Annotated in this window: 15 protein-coding genes and 1 pseudogene; 6 read left to right on the forward strand and 10 right to left on the reverse strand. The window is 49.7% G+C overall.

Annotated features, from left to right (window positions below; genetic code table 11):
• Positions 1-7: 7 nt before the first annotated feature.
• The 4 genes from ACFPM8_RS11805 to ACFPM8_RS11820 form a co-directional block, all read right to left on the reverse strand.
• Positions 8-2,914: a lysozyme family protein gene (locus tag ACFPM8_RS11805; RefSeq protein WP_378997748.1), complete on the reverse strand. Its 2,907-nt coding sequence runs from the start codon at positions 2,912-2,914 to the stop codon at positions 8-10.
• A 2-nt stretch (positions 2,915-2,916) separates the two neighbouring features.
• Positions 2,917-3,150, reverse strand: a complete 234-nt coding sequence (locus ACFPM8_RS11810; protein WP_378997749.1) for a hypothetical protein — start codon at positions 3,148-3,150, stop codon at positions 2,917-2,919.
• A gap of 353 nt (positions 3,151-3,503) precedes the next feature.
• Positions 3,504-4,520: a hypothetical protein gene (locus tag ACFPM8_RS11815; RefSeq protein ID WP_378997750.1), complete on the reverse strand. Its 1,017-nt coding sequence runs from the start codon at positions 4,518-4,520 to the stop codon at positions 3,504-3,506.
• Positions 4,521-4,824: 304 nt separating this feature from the next.
• Positions 4,825-5,328 (reverse strand): hypothetical protein, encoded by a 504-nt coding sequence (locus ACFPM8_RS11820; RefSeq protein WP_378997751.1) that lies wholly within the window; start codon positions 5,326-5,328, stop codon positions 4,825-4,827.
• A 1,666-nt stretch (positions 5,329-6,994) separates the two neighbouring features.
• Here ACFPM8_RS11820 and ACFPM8_RS11825 point away from each other — a divergent pair.
• Positions 6,995-7,741 (forward strand): RES domain-containing protein, encoded by a 747-nt coding sequence (locus ACFPM8_RS11825; protein WP_378997797.1) that lies wholly within the window; start codon positions 6,995-6,997, stop codon positions 7,739-7,741.
• 35 nt (positions 7,742-7,776) lie between these two features.
• Here the strand turns inward: ACFPM8_RS11825 and ACFPM8_RS11830 are convergent, their stop codons facing one another.
• The 3 genes from ACFPM8_RS11830 to ACFPM8_RS11840 form a co-directional block, all read right to left on the reverse strand.
• The gene (locus ACFPM8_RS11830) at positions 7,777-8,355 is read right to left on the reverse strand and encodes a recombinase family protein (RefSeq protein ID WP_378997752.1); all 579 of its coding nucleotides are present in this window, start codon (positions 8,353-8,355) and stop codon (positions 7,777-7,779) included.
• Positions 8,356-8,756: 401 nt separating this feature from the next.
• The gene (locus tag ACFPM8_RS11835; protein WP_378997753.1) at positions 8,757-9,545 is read right to left on the reverse strand and encodes a PDZ domain-containing protein; all 789 of its coding nucleotides are present in this window, start codon (positions 9,543-9,545) and stop codon (positions 8,757-8,759) included.
• Positions 9,546-10,041: 496 nt separating this feature from the next.
• Positions 10,042-10,569, reverse strand: a complete 528-nt coding sequence (locus tag ACFPM8_RS11840; RefSeq protein WP_378997754.1) for a hypothetical protein — start codon at positions 10,567-10,569, stop codon at positions 10,042-10,044.
• Between the two features lie 568 nt (positions 10,570-11,137).
• On the opposite strand from ACFPM8_RS11840, the gene ACFPM8_RS11845 reads away from it, so the two are divergent.
• From ACFPM8_RS11845 to ACFPM8_RS11865, 5 genes and pseudogenes are all read left to right on the forward strand, one after another.
• Positions 11,138-11,671 (forward strand): PAAR domain-containing protein, encoded by a 534-nt coding sequence (locus tag ACFPM8_RS11845; protein ID WP_378997755.1) that lies wholly within the window; start codon positions 11,138-11,140, stop codon positions 11,669-11,671.
• Positions 11,671-12,567, forward strand: a complete 897-nt coding sequence (locus tag ACFPM8_RS11850) for a glycine zipper family protein (RefSeq protein ID WP_378997756.1) — start codon at positions 11,671-11,673, stop codon at positions 12,565-12,567. The genes ACFPM8_RS11845 and ACFPM8_RS11850 overlap by 1 nt, the downstream gene beginning before the upstream one ends.
• 26 nt (positions 12,568-12,593) lie before the next feature.
• Positions 12,594-12,953, forward strand: coding sequence for a hypothetical protein (locus tag ACFPM8_RS11855; RefSeq protein WP_378997757.1), 360 nt, complete (start codon positions 12,594-12,596; stop codon positions 12,951-12,953).
• A gap of 73 nt (positions 12,954-13,026) precedes the next feature.
• Complete coding sequence (locus ACFPM8_RS11860; protein WP_378997758.1) at positions 13,027-13,431, forward strand: hypothetical protein; 405 nt, start codon at positions 13,027-13,029, stop codon at positions 13,429-13,431.
• Positions 13,432-13,768: 337 nt separating this feature from the next.
• Positions 13,769-13,909 (forward strand): annotated as a pseudogene (locus ACFPM8_RS11865) (cyclic pyranopterin monophosphate synthase MoaC); the annotation flags it as partial.
• A gap of 153 nt (positions 13,910-14,062) precedes the next feature.
• Here the strand turns inward: ACFPM8_RS11865 and ACFPM8_RS11870 are convergent.
• From ACFPM8_RS11870 to ACFPM8_RS11880, 3 genes are all read right to left on the reverse strand, one after another.
• Positions 14,063-15,565 (reverse strand): O-antigen ligase family protein, encoded by a 1,503-nt coding sequence (locus ACFPM8_RS11870; protein WP_378997759.1) that lies wholly within the window; start codon positions 15,563-15,565, stop codon positions 14,063-14,065.
• 31 nt (positions 15,566-15,596) lie between these two features.
• On the reverse strand, positions 15,597-17,342 hold the full coding sequence (locus ACFPM8_RS11875; protein WP_378997760.1) for a PglL family O-oligosaccharyltransferase: 1,746 nt from the start codon (positions 17,340-17,342) through the stop codon (positions 15,597-15,599).
• Between the two features lie 258 nt (positions 17,343-17,600).
• Entirely contained in the window at positions 17,601-18,086 is a 486-nt protein-coding gene (locus ACFPM8_RS11880) for a pilin (protein WP_378997761.1), read from the reverse strand.

Raw genomic sequence — 18,086 nt, forward strand, 5'->3', positions numbered from 1 at the left:
CCTTGTGTTAGTTATTCATAGTCACCGCGTTGAACTTGGCCGTCCCTGCCAGCATGTTTGCCCGTAGGTTGTTTCTGCGGGTGTCTTCTTTCTGGATACCGTTGCGGTCTGTGTAGACAACCTTGAACGCCTTGTTGATGCGCTCTTGGTCGCCTGAGAACACTGCGTCAATGGACGGGCCGAACTTGTTGAAGTCGCGGACCTGATAGGCCACGTCTGTGATGACTGCTTGCTGTTGCGGGGTGAGGCGGTTCCACATGCCTGGATACTTGGCTTCAACGGTCGTCTTCGCCTTGTCAACGTAGCGTGGGAGTGTGGCTATCAGCAGCCGTTCTGCTTGCTCCTGGGTGATGCTCTTGCGTCCCGCTATGATTTCGTCGGTAGCCTCAGGTGGAATGCCTGCTTTCCTGAAGTCCTCTTTGATGGTCCCGGCGTTGGCCTTGAGGTTGTACCCCATGCCGATGTTGTTGCCCGCCCCACCTGCCGGGTCGGGGGATGCTTTCAATACGACACCTTCGCCCTGAGTGGTCAGTGCTGCCGTGAGGTCGAGAGTGCCTGTCCTGCCGCTGACGTTCTGCATGAAGCGGAACGTACTGGATTTCTGCGCCTGTGCATCGTTGGCAGACTGCGGCGTAGGTGCAAGGACGCTTGAAGCAGCCCCCAGAGTTAGTTTAGGAATATTAGCAACCGCAGCGCGGAACGCTTTATCTTGAACATCGTTGATCGCTTTCGTAGGGATGAGATTGTCTTGGCCGATCGTGCGCAACTTGGTCATCAGCGGAGCCATCCGGTTGATGTCATCGGTGGACAGGTTGCCGCCCTTGGCCTTGCCGTTGAGTTCCGCTAGTGCCCTGCGGTCGTCATCGGTGATAGTTGTGGCTGAACGGAAGGAGTTGTTGAGCTGGTCGAACGTAGTCTTGCCGAGGACCTCTAAATACTTCTCTGATCGAATATCGTACTGACCATTACCCATATGAACCAACGTTGGCTGCTTGTCCTTCCCGTATTGCTTAATAAGCTCCGCCTGCTGCCATGCAATCATCTTGTCGGTAGCTTGACCTCCCGCACCGGGTGGGATGCCAATGAGAAGATTGGCCTCGGTGTCATGGACAAAGTTAGTAGTCGTCCATTTCTCTAAATGAGCCTTGAGCACGTCTTCGCTGGCATTCGGATGTGTACGCATGAATCGCTGTGCTTCCAGCGTCCCACCGTGTGTGACCACACCCAGATTAACCGGCAAATTGTCGCGCCCAGGTATGAAGTCCTTAGTTACCTGCCAATGCATCTCATCCACTGCCTTAGTGATGAGCTTGTTTGTTTTTGCTCGCCACTCTGGATTACTTGACCGTTCCTTCTCTTGCGCCTTGGCCTCAGGAGAAATAGATCGGTATGCAGTTTGATAGGCCGACTCAGGTGTAACACCGCTGTCCGTTTCAGCTACAAACCCATCCATCAATCCGGCTGTGTCTTCATCGAAATACAAGTTACGGATATTGTCAGGGAAGCTCTTGTAGAGTGCGGCAGCCACAAGGAAACGTTGAGAAGGCTTGCCGCTGGCATCTGGCGGAACAGCAGACAGCCCATTGATTAAGCGCTTCAATCCTTCATTTGGTATCGTCGCTTGACCTGTCGCGTGGATTCTAGCCAGTTGATTGGCCGCGTCCTTCAGGTTGGCTAGCTGCGCAGGGTCATTCATCGCACCAGCAATACTTTTAACAATGCCGTCCGTCTTCTGCTCAGATACCCATTTCTGCAAATCAGGAGCCAATGCCCATCCCTCGCCGTTGTCCCATCTTCGCAGAGCTTCGGCTCGGTCCATCATGCCTGCTACTTTCTCCCGCTGCTGTCTATCGAACGCAGCAGCCGCCTCATGCGAGGAGAACTGCTTACCTACCCCGATGCTGTTAGCCAGGACTTCCACCGGGATGAGATTGCCAGCCTCTACGGAAACATCCCAATCCACACGCTGCTTTGTAAGAAATGGTTGTGAATCGCGTTCGATACGCTTTTCCTGTTCGGCTTCGGCGTGCTTTCTGGCCTGCGCAATGTGGACGCCAAGTTCTGCGTTGGTATCCGCAATGGTCATCCCAGTTTTTGGGTCTTTGATCTTGTCCAACGCATCGAACAACGCAGGCGAACCCTTGTCATTGATGGACTGCGCTGCAACCTTGGTGACTAACTGCTGGACCAACTCGGGCCGCGTCAGATACTGCTGCCACGCCTTGTTGTCACTGGATAGCCCTTGGTAGAACTCGAAGAGTTTATGCGGGTCGTTACCGGCCTGCTCGATTCCGTTGCCCATTACGGCATTTACACTTTGCAAGGTGGAGTCTTTAAGCTGTCCTAGCTTGATCTTGTTGTCCTGCTCGCGGATGCCTCGGGACATCTGAATAGCCTGCTTCGCCACTTCATCTCGCACGGTCGGGTCAGAGATGCCAGCGGTGTGCTGCTGCAACTGCTCGGACAGGAAGCCGTCAACGTTGAAACCGTCTGTCATCTTCTGCTTGTCGTACTCGGCAGAGATGGCAGCGGTGGCCTCGATGCCCAGGCGCTGGCCGGTGATCTTCCGATAGGAGGAATCGAAGTGTTCTCGAAATGCCGGGTTGACACCTTCCGGCATCGACTCGGGAACACGGCTGGCGTTGACCGGATCGAGAGAAGCGGTCAGTGCCTGGGATTCGCCGGTAAGTGCGGCTTCCTTCGCATTGAACTCGTTCTCTTGTTTGACGTATGTCTGAAGGTGCGGGTTGAATGAAGCAAGGCCGCTTATCAGACCATCGAGTTCCGAGTTGCTACTGGAGCCGTGGACTGTGGTGTCCACCGGACGTGCCACAATCTGGGTAACTTCGCGTTGACGCTGCGGGGTTGCGTCTTGCGGGCGCGCAGTGATTTGCTGCTGTGCTTGTCGTGGCATGGTTAGACCTTTGCTGCGTGTTTGATCTTGGCTTTATTCGAATACTCTTTGCGACCACCATTGGCAGCCACAGATGCGACCCACTCTTGGGATGCTGAATAGGTGGCGGCTTCCGTAATAATTCGGTAAATACTGTCTCTGGCTTTTGAATCCGCGCTATTCACGAATTGGGAAAATGCATCTAGTGCTACGGGCGAATTCGCCACTGCGCACATGTCATGCTTAGTAAAGTTCATCTGTATTACTCCTATGTATAAATTGATGAATGTCCGCTGATGGGCAAACACCTACGAGTTAAGAAACGCAAAGGCGCAGGAGTAGACCTCCCGTTGAACAGGAAAGGCTAGGCGTGGGTCTCTGGGTGATGCGTGGGATTTGCTACGGGTTTTGGCGTGATGCGGACGACTGTGGAAGTTCTTACGGCCCCCTCTATAGGTGAGCAGGCTGTGTATCTATAGTGTATGGAGATTGTCTGGCTGTGTTACCTAAGTTGGTATGACCTACTCTCCCGCACAAGAGATAACACCGTAGTGACTACACAGGCTTCCAGTGACGAAACCTGAAGTAGTACCGGCAATGCTCGCACTGACTACCTGTGGCGACACCTGCTTATTTGCCTTGGTCCTGGGGCGCAGTGGTCATACCGCTGTGGACATTCTTCGGTGATGCTTCCATCCACTCCGGTCTGTGCATGGAACACTGCCAGCATCACAGTCTTGACCTCTTCCTTCCTGTCCTCTGCGACGATCAAGGCATCATGCACTGGCAGGGCCACAATCCCCGCTGCCTTCAGGGTCAGCAACATCTCCACCATGATTTCACTTTCACGATACATCGCGGCAAGGCCAGCGCCTGAGTAGAACAAACCTGAGATTGCCTCATGGTGGGTCTGTATTGCCTCGGTGACGTGCCGCACCTTGGTGCCTCTGTAGAATAAGCTGGCGGTACCATCAGGGAATCGTCTGAGCGGTGCTGCAGCGTAGGTCATTGCAGCAAAGAGCTTCTTAATTCCAGGTCTGCGGTCCTCAAATCCAGGCACTGCGTATGCTTCACAATCAAAGGAAACGCCAGCCATGCCATACAAAATCCTCGGTCCCATCTGTGCAAAGTCCAGAGTTACAGTAGGGACGCCATCAATGAGGATGTCTAGCCGGTCCTGCTTATTCATATCTTGCCACCAGCCGCCGAACAGTCTGCCGCCTAGTTCGAAGCTACCATTATTAAACACCCGGCGCAATCTCCGCTCCCCTAGTCTTGCCATGCTGCGTCCATCTATGAGGTCGATATCTGCGGCATCTATCCAGTCGTTGATGATCTTGAGGTCATTCCTGTAGGTGTTGGTCTGCGGTGTATCGTTGTACTGCAAATATGCCCCTCTTTCGAATACATCCGGTCGCTTATCCCTCAACTCAACCACCTCCTTATCTTGGTGGACGCCGAAGTCAGCCGGGGTCAGCCATAGCGAGGCCAGCCTCAACAGTAGCGCCGGACTTGCCCTGAACGTGGTTTGTTTACTCTGGGACTTATCGACGGGATTGCTATGTCCAAGGTGGACATCTAGCAGATGCATCTGTTGAGGCCCCAGGAGTTTGAGCAGGTTGGGCATCGTATCCGACAGTACACGGGAACGGTAACGGTCTCGCCTACTCAACTTGCGGTGTGAAAAAGTGATACTGACATACCCCCCAGGCCATTCAAGGTGACGTAAGGCGGCATCGCAGATTAATGCCTCCACCTGCATCTCAAATACGGCTAGGTCTGCGGCCCTCCGCTTCCGGCTACGCAATCCGCTTTCAGCTTCATAGGTCAGAATTTCATTGACCACTTCACTAACAAGCAATTTCAGTTGTGAATTCCTCGCAGTTCTGAATCCATTAAACCAGCCATCCCGTTCCGGGTCTGCATCGCGCCTACGCAAGCGCACTCAATGCCTCCTGTAGCGCTTGCTGGTCGTCTCGAAGCCTGTTAACCTCCTGCTGTTCCAGTCTCGCTACGACCAACCCCGCAGCACCGAAAGTCTCCTTGAGAAGTCCTGCAAGTATCACTGCGGTGCGTGGCCGCGTATCACGATAGACCCGCTTGGTTTTCCCGCTATGCTGGTCGTAATACTCACCTGCATAGTGTGGAGCCAACGCACGAAACCGACGCACAAGTTGCCTCTCGAATGCTGCCTCTGACTTGAAGCGATGAGAGGAATCGTCACGCATTAGGTACATAGCAAGCACGACAGTGATGACCTGGGAGGAATCAGCACTATTGCTGATTTTCTCGATGTTGCTCCACGCTTCCAGTACGTTACGGTTAAATGCCGCGCCGCTCTGACATTCGACAGTCACAGCCTTCGCAGACGCAATTAGAGAGTACCAGCGGTCACGCAGAATGGACCAAGTAGGATTACTTGAGTTCTTCTCCATTCGCGCCGCTACGCGTTCCATATACGGCCTGAGCGTATACAGCGTGACGCTCTTTTGTTGGGGATGACCGTGCCTTCGATTACATCTTTTATGTGTCCCACAATAGGTGCTGTATCCGTTGGTAACGAGATTGCACCCCGGGACTCTGCATATGCCCATAGGCTTCCTTTAAAGTCGAGAAATAGTGGTCTCCTGGTGTGCTCAGACACAGGAAGACGAGCGATAGCAACCGGCAGGCGTCGCCGAGAAAAGTAAGAATCTGTTGCGTCGTTAGTCCGGGTTTGGAAGCACCTTCGATTCTTACTTCGTAAGTGTGGGTTTAGACACGACGTCAAATCTTGCTTCATTAGTCGGAGCATAGAAGCGCGCCAGCCATGAGCCGGTCACAGACCATCAAGCTAAGAATCTGTTGCCGCTATAGCCGGGGTTTAGAGGCACTATTGCGGGAAGCCACACCCGCATTTCCTCTTCGGCCTGTGACTTCTTTCCAGAGATGAGCATCACAAAACAAAAAGAGGTGCTATCAGGGCCTCGCTTGCACATGCTAGCAATCCTGATGCACCTCTTGTTTTCTACTGCTGAAAAATCAGACTAATACGGGTAATCCTGCTCGCATAGCTGTTCCTCTTTGTATGAAAGGATTATCTGCCAGCGCCTAAGGAGAAGTATGTCGTAATGACCGACGTCTTCGCCCTTGGTCACTTCGAGAATCCTGTTGGTTTCGTAATGCCGAATGAATCTGTCACGGCAAGCGAATATTTCGTACTTTCCAAAAGATATCAGCATGTCTCGATACTCCAGAACATGCGCTTACCAAATACGAAGTAATGAGCGGAGTTGTAGCTGCCATTTCCCGTATGGCCTTGAGGTGCACGCCATACTTCCAGGATGCGATTTAGACCTTTCCCTGCCGGCCTATGGGATGTTGACTCCATGCAGACTTCCAGACGGCCGAGCCGGATGTACAGGAGGTCAATGGATTGTTCGATGATGAATTGGGTATTACGGATTTGAAGTGTTGCCACGATGTTGTACCTTCTATGCTAGCGGTTAAATCCCACTCCTCATCGCCAAACGAGGGTGGTGGGCGCAAGGTGGGGTTGGCGAACCGGCAGCATAGAACCGGCAGGGCCGAAGCCCTCCCCACCAAAGCCCACCATAGAAGGTTGCATAATGGTGTGTGCGTGCAACAAGAGCTGTAAAAGCATCTTCGCACATTCGCTGCTCAGGTCGCCAAACCCGATCACTGTTTTTCAGTGAAGCGCAAAGTATACAAGCGTGGCTTACCGTTTACAAGAGCTGAGCAAATAATCAAACCAGTACTAGCTCTCAGGTCGATAAGAATCTGGGTCTGTTGAATTCAAAAACGAACCTCTTATCTCAATTCCAGAGAGCGTGCCTTGGACTCCGCAATTGAAGAGCTTCATTTGTGAATGGCATTTTGCGCCACCAATTAGACCAGACATTGGAACCCTGTATCCTATAAATATCAATCAACCGCATCCTTGTCGTACCCCGTCAGATGACGCTTAAAACCTTTACGCAACAACACCCGCCCATACCGCTAGAAGAAATAGTGCCGATGCTTAGGCGATTTCCTTCTGAGCCCCTCGCGGTGCAACATCAAATGATCGCTTACTTGGTTTCTCGTCACGGGTTCCTCAGCATGGATTGGGGCCAAGATTGGATATACAAGCGCGCAAGACGTCTAAATGCGGGTGACGAAATAACGTCGTATCTTGATCTTATTTGGCCCACAACCTCCCCTGCTGGGCCAGGACGGGCTAACGCCTCCGGCTCCCCCCTTCTGTATCTCGCAGACCGAACCGAAACCGCTCATAGTGAAACCGGTGTGGAGAACGATGACGTTCTGCTAGCTCTATTTCAGGTAAGGCCAGGGAGAAGCTATCGAGTTCTTCCCATTGGCGAATTCGCTTATATTCAACGCTCTGGCCGGGGACGACTGGTACCAAGTAATCAATCGGCGATGTTAGACAATATGCTCAATGCTTGCGACCGAAACGAAGCTATGGCTTATCTAATCGTTGATTCGTTCCTTCACGATTGTTTGGTAGAGGATGAAAAACCCTATTCTCTTTCGTCGTACATCTGCGACTTGGCATTCAAAAAATACCCCAGAGTCTCGGCAATATCCTACCCAAGTGTTCAACGATCTGGGTCAATTAATTTTGCCGTTAAGACTGAAAATTTCTGGGAGACTTGGGGCATTCTATCGGCAAGTAAATACCGAGCGGAGCACCTCGCCCAAGGATTTTTCAGCACGTCCGAGCGGACAAATGTTACTGGTATACGAAATGATGGTGATCTGATTTGGGACTCTGAAATCGTCGCCCCCGATCTAACACATAGGCTAGCCCCTCTATGGATTCCTAGCAATTTCAGAAGCAATTAGCACCCCAGTGTGTTCGGTGGACGGCTAGTTAGTGGTCACGCCGCCTTGCTACGCACCCGCATGATTGTCTGCCGAGTCGTCTGATACTCACGAGCCAGCAGAGCTACGGCATCGCCTTTAGACAATCTTTGTAGCACTTCCGCTTGCTGAGTCTCAGATAGTGCTGACGGCCTGCCGAACGTTTTCCCTTCGGCCCTTGCTCGACTGATGCCAGCATTTGTTCGTTCAATCAGTAAGTCTCGCTCGAACTCTGCCACGGCATTGATAACCTGCATCGTCATTTTACCGGCAGGACTGGTCAGGTCTACGCCGCCCAGAGCCAGACAATGGACACGTACACCGAGTGCCGCCAACTGCTCGACCGTAGCCCGTACATCCATAGCATTGCGACCCAACCGGTCCAGCTTCGTCACAATCAACACGTCGCCACTTTCCAGCCGGTCCATCAAGCGCGAGAACTCTGGCCGCTCGGTTGCGGCAACAGAACCGCTAATCGTCTCTCTGACTACCCTTCTAGCATCTATGGCAAATCCTGCTGCTTTGATTTCGGCAAGCTGGTTATCGGTGGTCTGGTCTGTGGTGGATACGCGGCAGTAGGCAAAGACTCTGGACATGGTGACTTCCTTATGTACGAATTGGGTGTACGAATTTGGTGTACGAATAATAAGGCATGTCCGAATCGTTTACAAGCTTACTTTCGTACACACTGATTCACCCCTGTACTTATCCGTTCCATTTCGTACAGTGTTACTGCTGATCGTTGAATAACGCTTACTATCAGAACCACATTAGCGCCGTACGTAGTTGCGTGAATGCTGACTGCCGAGCTAGTGCCAGCCATTAGCAGCCGCTGGCATCATTGAATCGTGGCGCGTGTGGGACCAGAGGGGGGATGAGGTGGTCCTGAGCTTATCAGAGGGCGCACGAATTTTTCTGGCTAATTATTTGGGACACCTGTGCTGAGCCTTGATACGTCCGCAGGCGTGCCCCCCCCCTTGCCAAGCTTATCAAAGAGTTAGCCAGGTATGAGATGCAATTCGATGGATTTTTCTGTTCCATTGCGAATAACCTTGAGGACGCACTTGCCCCCCTTTGAAGGTGCGGATTGCATTAGATCGGTGGCATGTTTTGCGTTAATGATCAACGTGTCGTTGAATTCAACGAGAATGTCGCCGGGCAGTACATTGGCTAGAAATGCTGGGGACTCCTCTATAACGACGTTGATTATAGCTCCCGTGTTGCGTTCATATTTCGATCTAAGTTCAAGCGGTAGGTCGCTGACAAGCAGTCCAAACCTCGGCTTTTTTGTTGACTTCACAAAGTACACTGCCGTTTGATCGTAGCGTTGCTGCTGTCTAGTGATTGGAACGACAGTCGTGCCGTATGTTGTGCTGCTGCCGGAGTAATTCGCGCTGCCATATGCTCCATACACAGAGCCGGAACTGTAGGTGGTCTGGTTGTTAGGAAGAAAGAGCGGAGTGGTAATTGTCCTAGACTCAGTGAACTTTGAGCTTACCAAGACAAGAACTGCCCCGACTGCCGTTGCTTGTTTGATCACCGCTTGTTCGGATTCCATCTGTCCATTGAAGGACGAGGCCCCTATTGGGCGATACCCTTTAGACGCCGCAATCTTGACATCGCGTTGCAGATCGGTAGATGACATTATCTGCGGCTTTTCCCCTGCCCCTAGTAAGTGAACATCTGTCAGCGTTCTTGCATCAACGTACGGCTTGTAAAATTGTTGATAGCCGCTCGCGCAGCCGGTCAACACGATACACATAATGGCTGTGAGGACTAGGCGCATGACGGAGCCTCCGCTTATCAAGGGATGCTGTCTAGTTAGGGTGTGCAGGTATTTACTCCGGCTGTGTAATCTTAGGTAAACCACAGCGCTGCCACAAGGCAACTACTAGCATAACCACTAGCTACACTATAGGTGTAACCACTGGCCTCCCTGCTATAGTCGGGGTTTAGAGGCTAGTAAACGGGCTAGAGCTATGCGGCATGCGGTCTCTAGCCCGATTTTCTGTCTCAAAATAATTGCATGAATTCAAATGAGATAGAACCATTCTTGACCATCACAGATCGGGTCGAAGCGGCTCGATCCCCAGTTCCCAGCCCTACCTTCTTTGCCCTGATTTCCCAGGTTTTCAAAATTTATCTGGGCCACGGTTTAGTAGGTTCCACATGCTCAGGCGCATGCCCAGGTACAGGCTGCGGCACAGGAAAGTACCCAGGACTAGGCGTGGGCTGTGGTTGCGGCTCTGGCCGCGGTTGTGGCTGATTTGGATTTTGTGTAGTCATGGCTGTACTCGCGGAACAAAAAAGAAATTTGGTGGAAGTTCTTTGTTAACATCTGAGGTGTACTTTTCGATCAGCGCCTTATTTTGTCTATTTTCAGGCGATGAACCGACAAGAAGTTTTTTCCGCTTTTGCGCCACATCAAACATCTTTTGGGCAGGCTTGGTATATCCCCTGTCAAATTTTATTTGATCGACAATATCTCCCAAGTCGCTTTCAAGTGCACGATAGCCCGACAAGGAATGCTCAATATTTTTTATTCTCGTTGGTAAGCCTAGGAATGGTTTTATTACTGCTGCAATGGTAGCTATCGCCGATAAGCTTACCCACAATATCTTGCCTATATCAGTCTTGAAAAACCAAATGCCCGCGACTGCTGATGTTGGTGCTGTGATTGCGATAAGAATCTCAAGGCAAAGGTTTTCTCTCTCTACTCTAGCAAGACGAGAGGAGTAATATTTCACATTGAGTCGTGCGGTCTTATATAGGTCGTAAACGACCCAAACTGGGTCTTCGTTATTGGACATAGGAGGTTTCGCGTGTATAAAATTTGAGTATATTTCCTTCCGGAAAAAATGCTAGGCGCTCTAGCAGGCCGTCGAGATATCTAACAAGCTAGTTGAGTTTTGGCCAATCTGGGCGTCTGAAGCATTCAGCACAAGTCAGAACCGCCGCAAATTAATGCCCCGTACTTGACCAGCTAGGTCCCGTCCTAGCCCTACCAAAGACATCATCCAGGAACGCCTCCAGGTCAGCATCGCGCATCGTCTCGTGATGTTCCTGAAGCGTCTTCTGCACGTCCTTGTCCATCTGCTCAGTCCAATACGCAACCGCCATCGCCAGCACGTCAATCCGGTCATCCTTACTCAATGCTCCACGCTCACGTGTAATGCGAGTCATCTGATAGAACAGCTGGCAACGATGCGGCTTTGAGAGGATTGAGTGATGCTTCCACAGCGAGCGCTATGGGGGTCTTACTGAGACTGCTTATAGGTGAGACTCCAGGAGTAACAAAAGATGGCGTGATTGCCGCTGAGGTTTGGTTCTAGTTCGTGATTCGTGCTAACTTCCGGGTTTCATTGCATACGAGCAAATATGAGTCGCCCAACTTTCGGAAATACACCAAAGGCAGTTGTCATCATCGGGGATAAAACCAGTCATGGGGGAGTGGTCCTTAGCGGGGACAAAACCTCCGTTTGGCACGACATTGGCATGGCACGTGTGGGCGATACCGTGTACTGCCCTAAATGCTCACCACGCATTCAGACGATTACCGAAGGTTCATCAAATTGCCCCACCAAAAGCGGGCAATTCATTGCCTTACACGGGGATATGACCAGTTGCGGGGCAACCCTTATTGCCGCAGGCGCAGGCACTCCAAATATTAATAAGGCCATCACCTTTTTGACCCGGTTTGAGAAATCCAAAACACAACGATACGATGAGCAAGTTCGAATTAAGGATCAAGAAGGCAATCCTATTCTCAATACGCCTTATCACATCACCGATGAATCAGGAAATGAATACAAAGGGGTTACGGATGAAAATGGGTGCTGTGACCGTGTCTACACTGATGAATCAGAAAATTTGACTATCTTAATCGGCGTACCTGCCTTGGAGAAATGGTAATGTGCGCCTCTAAATTCATAGCGAAAACGAATACAACTGCCGACTCACTCCATGACATTACTGGTTTTGGGATGCCAGCTGTGGCATTCAATTATGTGGTTATCGAACAGCCGGGGAAAGATGGTTTTTTGGTACGAAAAGGTTTTCTTGCCACTCCAGAAAATTATTTGAAACTTCAAAAACTTGGCTTGACTGAAGCTCAAATTCACAGTGAGTTTTATCCTGAGAAATTTGGATTAATACCTAAGGGATGGGGGAAATCCGTTACTCCAATAGAGCACGTTATGGGGAATAACGTATCTCCGTTTATTTCAACGAGTTCATTATTTCCAAATGGGGCGGGAGACTTTCTAGGGAAGAAAATATATTTTGACATAGAGAAATTAAATAAAGCAGGTATCAAAATTATATCTACTGAAGAAATAGCAAAATCTTTAACAGAGTATAAAGTTGCGCACCCTCACACTGCACCGAGAATTGATAAACTTATCAAAGCAATTACGGAGCATGAAGGTGAAGTTCTACTTCATGGTGAGAAGATTCCTGCAGCAGCTATATTTACGCCAAGATCATTAGCGGCTACTACAGTTAGTGTACGGGTAGTTAAGGTGGTTGGTGTTATAGGCATAGTCTTTACTGCTTATGAATTAGAGCAGGCCACTGAGAAATCCATCAAGGTGAAAAGTGTTAAGCCAATTTCCGCCGAAGTAATCAGGCAAGCCGGAGGATGGGCGGGAGCGAGGGCCGGTTTCGCAATTGGTGGCGAAATAGGTGCATTAGCCGGAATAGAAACAGGCCCCGGTGCTGTCGTTACCGGATTGGTTGGTGGAATTATATTTGGCGTTGGCGGCTATTACGGTGCAAGTTGGGCTGCCGACCATATTGACAAAAAGTGAATTTCAAATTCGGAGAGGTAACTGTAATGTTTCATCGAAAAAAGGCCTCTGAAAGTTCACACGAAAAAACAGATTTCGGTCGAGTTTTTGGCTGGTGGCTTTGCTTGAATGGTGAACGTATTGCCGAACTAAACTATTGGCGTTTTGATGTGGATAGTCAGTTTTGGCACGAGTATAGATTGTTTACATTTAATCCGGAATTTAACGCCATTGGAATAGATCCTGATAGGTGGTGCTGCGAGGATATTTCTTTAGAAAGTCGCTATGTTGAAGGCTATTATGTGAAAGATTTTATTATGAGTCCTCGTGATGGAAATCTGATTGCTATTCGTAATGCGTACATTCCAGAAGATATATTCCTTCGGGCATCGGATATTGATATTTAGCCGCGACCATCAATTAATGAAATCCTTCCTGCTTACTGCTAGAAAATGGCAACCTCCAATCAAATGAACAAGAATGGAAAATATGTTGGCACAGTCACGATTGAATAACAGTGTCAAATTGCTGCTTGTTTCTATCGCGCTTTTTTCGATTCCGTGTTTTTCTCAATCCGCCTATCAGGGTATTGACGATGACCACACTACAGCTACTAAGCATGGCCTCTATGAAATCAGAGAAGAGGCCAGGAAGTTTGTCGCGCAGGAAAATACAAAGAATCACACCAATTGGGAAACCCTGGACCCTAATCTAAAAATTGTGGTCCCTAAATGCGTAGTTCCTCTCAAGACAAAATGGGTGCCAGAAGATCGGGGGTTGTCTAATAAAAGTGTTTGGGTACTGTGCGCTCAAACTCTGAATAAGAATTATAAGAAATGGGATGTATATGTGCCTGTTGCTGCCCCTCGTGTGAAGGGCAAATAGAGAGGGATTTAGCCCCTAGTGAAATCCTTCCTGCTCACTACCGGCAAACGGTAGTGAATCAGTGAGGTTAGCCAGCGGCGACTCGGAACTCACCTGAGTCTAAAGCGGCCCGGCTACGACACTCCTCCATTTGCTAAACACGGGTCTATCTATCCCCGCAGTTCGCCGGTTGAACACATGAGCAATTCCCCTTACACTTGCCGCAGGACAGGGCAACAATCCTGTCCCATTTTTGTCCCACTCCGTGAGGCAGAATTGATTAATTTAGCGAGATTTCACCGGCAACATCAGTATGCTTGATTCCGTGTAAACCTAAGCGTGGCAATGGTTTCAAGGCGAAGCGCTAACTGCAGTCCAGGTCGGCTTGCTGACTATCTATGACATGTGCAAGGCGGTGGATCGGGGGATGGTGATTACTGATGTGCGGGTGCTTGAAAAGCATGGGGGGAAATCGGGGGATTGGGTGGCGGAATCGTAAAAATCCGCCTTACCGCATAGGTCGGAAAAGCGAAGCGCCTTCCGACATCAATGCTTAAAGAAAGAACCATGTCAAATCCCGTACCTGAACGGCATGTTGCAAATAGTGCGTTCCCCTTACGGTTTCAAAACGAATCAGCGTATATAAATTGGATTAAAAATACCCGGCCCGCCAAATCCGCGGATGCAACATGGGCTCGCCGTACGAAGTCTTCTGTAGCGCCTGTTCTTCATGCAAAGGCAAATTTTGTATTTCAGGCCACAAGCCATTACCCAGAAAATAGAGCAGTGTCAGCATCCCAAGCACTCCGCCCACCCGCCCGGGAATCGACAACTGTACTTCAGCCACGGACTGTGCCGGAGCAAGCGAACAGACCCAGCCCCAGGCACAGCCGATATACAACGCAATCCACAACTGGCTAGTCGGCATAACGATCAATCCCGAAACCAGACCATCCACCAGAATCGCCACTCCGGTCGTCAGCCATGCCGCCAGAGTCAGGCGGTTCTTGATGTCGGCGGTCGCCAAATATTGACGTACTGCCAGCAGCTTTTTGAAGCCAAGCACGATGGCAGCTACAAGGCAAAGCAAGGCTGGAATACCCCACTCACAAGCAATCTGCAATACCCAGTTATGCGGGTGCGCACCATTTTGTACAGTGCGTCCAAAATGAGCGAAGTGTAAGGGCCCTGCTCCCAACCACGGATGCGCAACCAGGATTTCCCATGCGCGTATCCACAATGGCAAACGACTGGAATCCGGATTTGTCGCGGTTCGACTGACCACCGACAATAGCAACCCGAACGGCTGCAAACCCAGCAACACCGGGATCAACACGTAAAACAAAAGATAAGCACCAAAGCCGGCAAGCGCCGACAACAACATTATCCGGCACCACGGCAAGGCATCTTTCCGCAGACAAATCCACGCCATGCACAAACCAGCCAATATGCCGATAAAAGTGCCGCGCCCGGCCGAGACAAAAAGCAGCGTCCACCATAAGGATGTAACGATCCAGGCGAATATTTTTTTCTTTCGGTCACTGCTGCGGATAGTGAACAGACCCAGCAATGGCAAGGTAATCGTCTGAACGTGATTCAGAAACCGGTAATTGTCGAAACCAAAAATAAATATTAAATCCGATGGTTGGCCGGCTACATTGATCACTGCAACATAGATGATGATCTCGATCAAAATATAGATGGCACATCCCAGCCCGCATAACAACAATATCTTGTCCAGCAAGGAATCACCCTTGGCACTGATTTCCGATGCAAGCAGCAAAGACGTGATGATCAACAGAAGAAAATTAGCGCACTCAAACAAAGCATGTCGCGGCGAATAAGCTACGACACTGGACACTAGGCCGAGTAAAAAGAATAACGCCAAAAAATTCGCTGAGCGACGATCATGCAAAAGCCGGATTTTGTCCCGCCGGACCAAGACGAACGTGCTGAACAAGGTAACCAAAACTACACAAAAAATTTCCAGAATCCGCTGCTTGTCATGATAACTAGCGTCACCTACCAGTTCAAATAACCTCAACGGTCCAATTACCGCTGCAATCACAACCAATACTGAAATAGATATCCTGGACGAGGCAACCGGATCTGCGCTAACCGCAGGCATAGTTAATGTCCGTTGAGCGCTGAACATATCGCATCCTTAGAAAAGCCAACAAATTCACTTACTTTTGCGCGACAACCTCAGTGGCCCATTTTGAAAATACGGTCAAATTTTCATTGCCTGTGAACTTGGCAGTATGTTGAACCATATCTAGCATTTCAGACGCCCGGTCTGGGAATATTTTTTTCATTCTCAAAAAGGTCGTCTTCGCCTCTGCATCGCGTCCCGCCATCGCTAGGTAAATACTTTGGCGGACAATCACATTATTGTCGATCATGGTATTCAATAAGCGCTGATTGATAGCCATGTCTTCCGGCAAATTTTCGCTATTCAAGATGCGTCCGGTGCTATCGATGTAATCGATATAAGGCTTGAGGAAAAATTGGCTCGGCATTTGCGCCAGTTCCTTCAATTCCGCGACACGCAAAGTACGCGAATAGAAATTAATAGACCTTCTGCCATACATGTCAGTCACGTATATGGCCTCGAAAAATGAATAGAACAATACGCCTATGGCAACGAAGCTGCTTCCCTTGATAATTACGCTGGTTAACATAGCCGGAAATTTCAAGCGAATTACACTCGACTCGAACATACCGGCAAGAACGCCAAGCGGCAAAAGAAAATAAGCATACCAAAGTGGATATTCGACTAGGCTATGCAAGCTCAGGACGATAATCGCCCCAATCACAAATTGCTTTTCCGGCGATGATGGAAATTTGACCAGTCGCAACAGCCACAAGAACACAATGGACAGGACGGCCACAGTGCAAAAAATACCGGTTTCCGTGAGCAACTGCACGACAATGTTATGGACGTGGTTGGCAGGCATGGTCGGCAATACATCCGCCCTCAAAAACTCATACGAAGCTAAGCGTCCCCAACCAATGCCAAACCACGGCGCCTCGGTAAATAGCGACCAGCCTATCTGTAATAACTTGAAACGTTCGTCCCAACCACTATTCAAACGTTGCGATGCAGTGAAAAACTCCGCTCCCAAATAATGAAATACGACTTGCAGCAGATAATTCAGCAGCAGATAAATTAACGGCATGCCGCAAACCCACACAAATCGGCGGGGCGATGCGCTCTCAGCGTTGGCAGTCATCGGAAAACGCCAGAACAACGCGCTCAGGCAAACTACATATATAAAGCCGCTTCGTTGTCCGGTCAGGATAAGTCCGGCAAACAAAAAGAATGAGAATGGCAAATAGGATCTTAGGCGAACCGTGCCGCGAGATAACAGATACTGGGCAGAGGCCCAACCGATCGCCAGATAAGTAGCGACATGATTGGTCTGTCCAATATTGCCATATGGGTTAAGGCCTCCCAGTCTCGGAATCATAAACGGCATGGCGGAAAAATCAGGCCACAGCAATTGCACAAACTGCACCGCCACGGTATATGCGGCGCCAAAAACAAAAAAACTTGCAAGCAATAACAAACTGCGTTCAATCAGGCCATGTTGGCGCAACCAAAATCCTAGTTGGATCGCACCACACAAACTGACGAAATAACACATCGGCAAGAGCACTTGCTGCACGTATTCAGGTGGGCGAATAACAAATTGAATTGCCGTGAACGTAAGCAACAAAAGTCCAACGAGGGAAATCTTTGGGATTGCCGACTGGCGTATGCCTTTGCCATGAAAGCAAGCAATAAGCAGGGCTATCCACAGTACTAGGAATGCCTGCCATTCTGCGAATAGTGAGGAAATCGGCGCACTATGAAACGGTTGAACAAACGGCATCAGACACAGCAGTCCAAGTAAAATCAATATCCAATTGCTGGTGTCAATCTGTTTCAATTTTTCAGCTCCGTGCTCTCTTACAATCAGCTTCCGTATTCATGGAAGTGATTCATGTGTCATTTCTGGAATCCGACCTATTCCCGGCATCAAGCAATGTAGTTCGCGTGGCGGCTACAAAGAATAGCGGAGAATATCCATATCTCCGGTGCATTGGAGGTTAAAACTGTAGTAAAAAAAAGCCCCTCTCGAGGAGGGGCTTCATCATGAAGGGCGCAGCAAATAGCACACCAATCATATACAAGCTGACAGCACTTATTAGGTACCGCTCAGTTTGGTTGTGATGTAGTTCATAGCAGCTGGGTTAGTGATACCCGTGCCCACAGACGCTTTCCAGATGATGACAGTATCGCCAACGACCGGAGCTGCATCGAATTTAATCGTACCGCCCGAGTTGACATTGGTACCGAGGGAAGTGTTCAAAGTAGCGGTAATTTGACCGGTAGGGTTGTTAGCAGCGCTAGTGATCGTATAAGTGGCTTCCTTGGTAGGCTTGATATTAATTCCAGCGCTAGTCAGTGCAGTTGCATCTGGGAACGAACCATTTGTCTGGAAGAACTCACCCATAGCCAGTTCGATAGGTCCAACGCCAGCTGCCACGTTCGACAGTTTAGCGCGCATTGTGTAGTCCTGGTACTGAGGAATCGCCACAGCAGCCAAAATACCGATAATCGCAACAACGATCATCAATTCGATCAGGGTAAAACCGCGTTGTGCGCGTTGGATCATTTTCATCGATTTCAT

The organism is Paraherbaspirillum soli, assembly GCF_042654985.1.
GTDB classification, from domain to species: domain Bacteria; phylum Pseudomonadota; class Gammaproteobacteria; order Burkholderiales; family Burkholderiaceae_D; genus Paraherbaspirillum; species Paraherbaspirillum soli.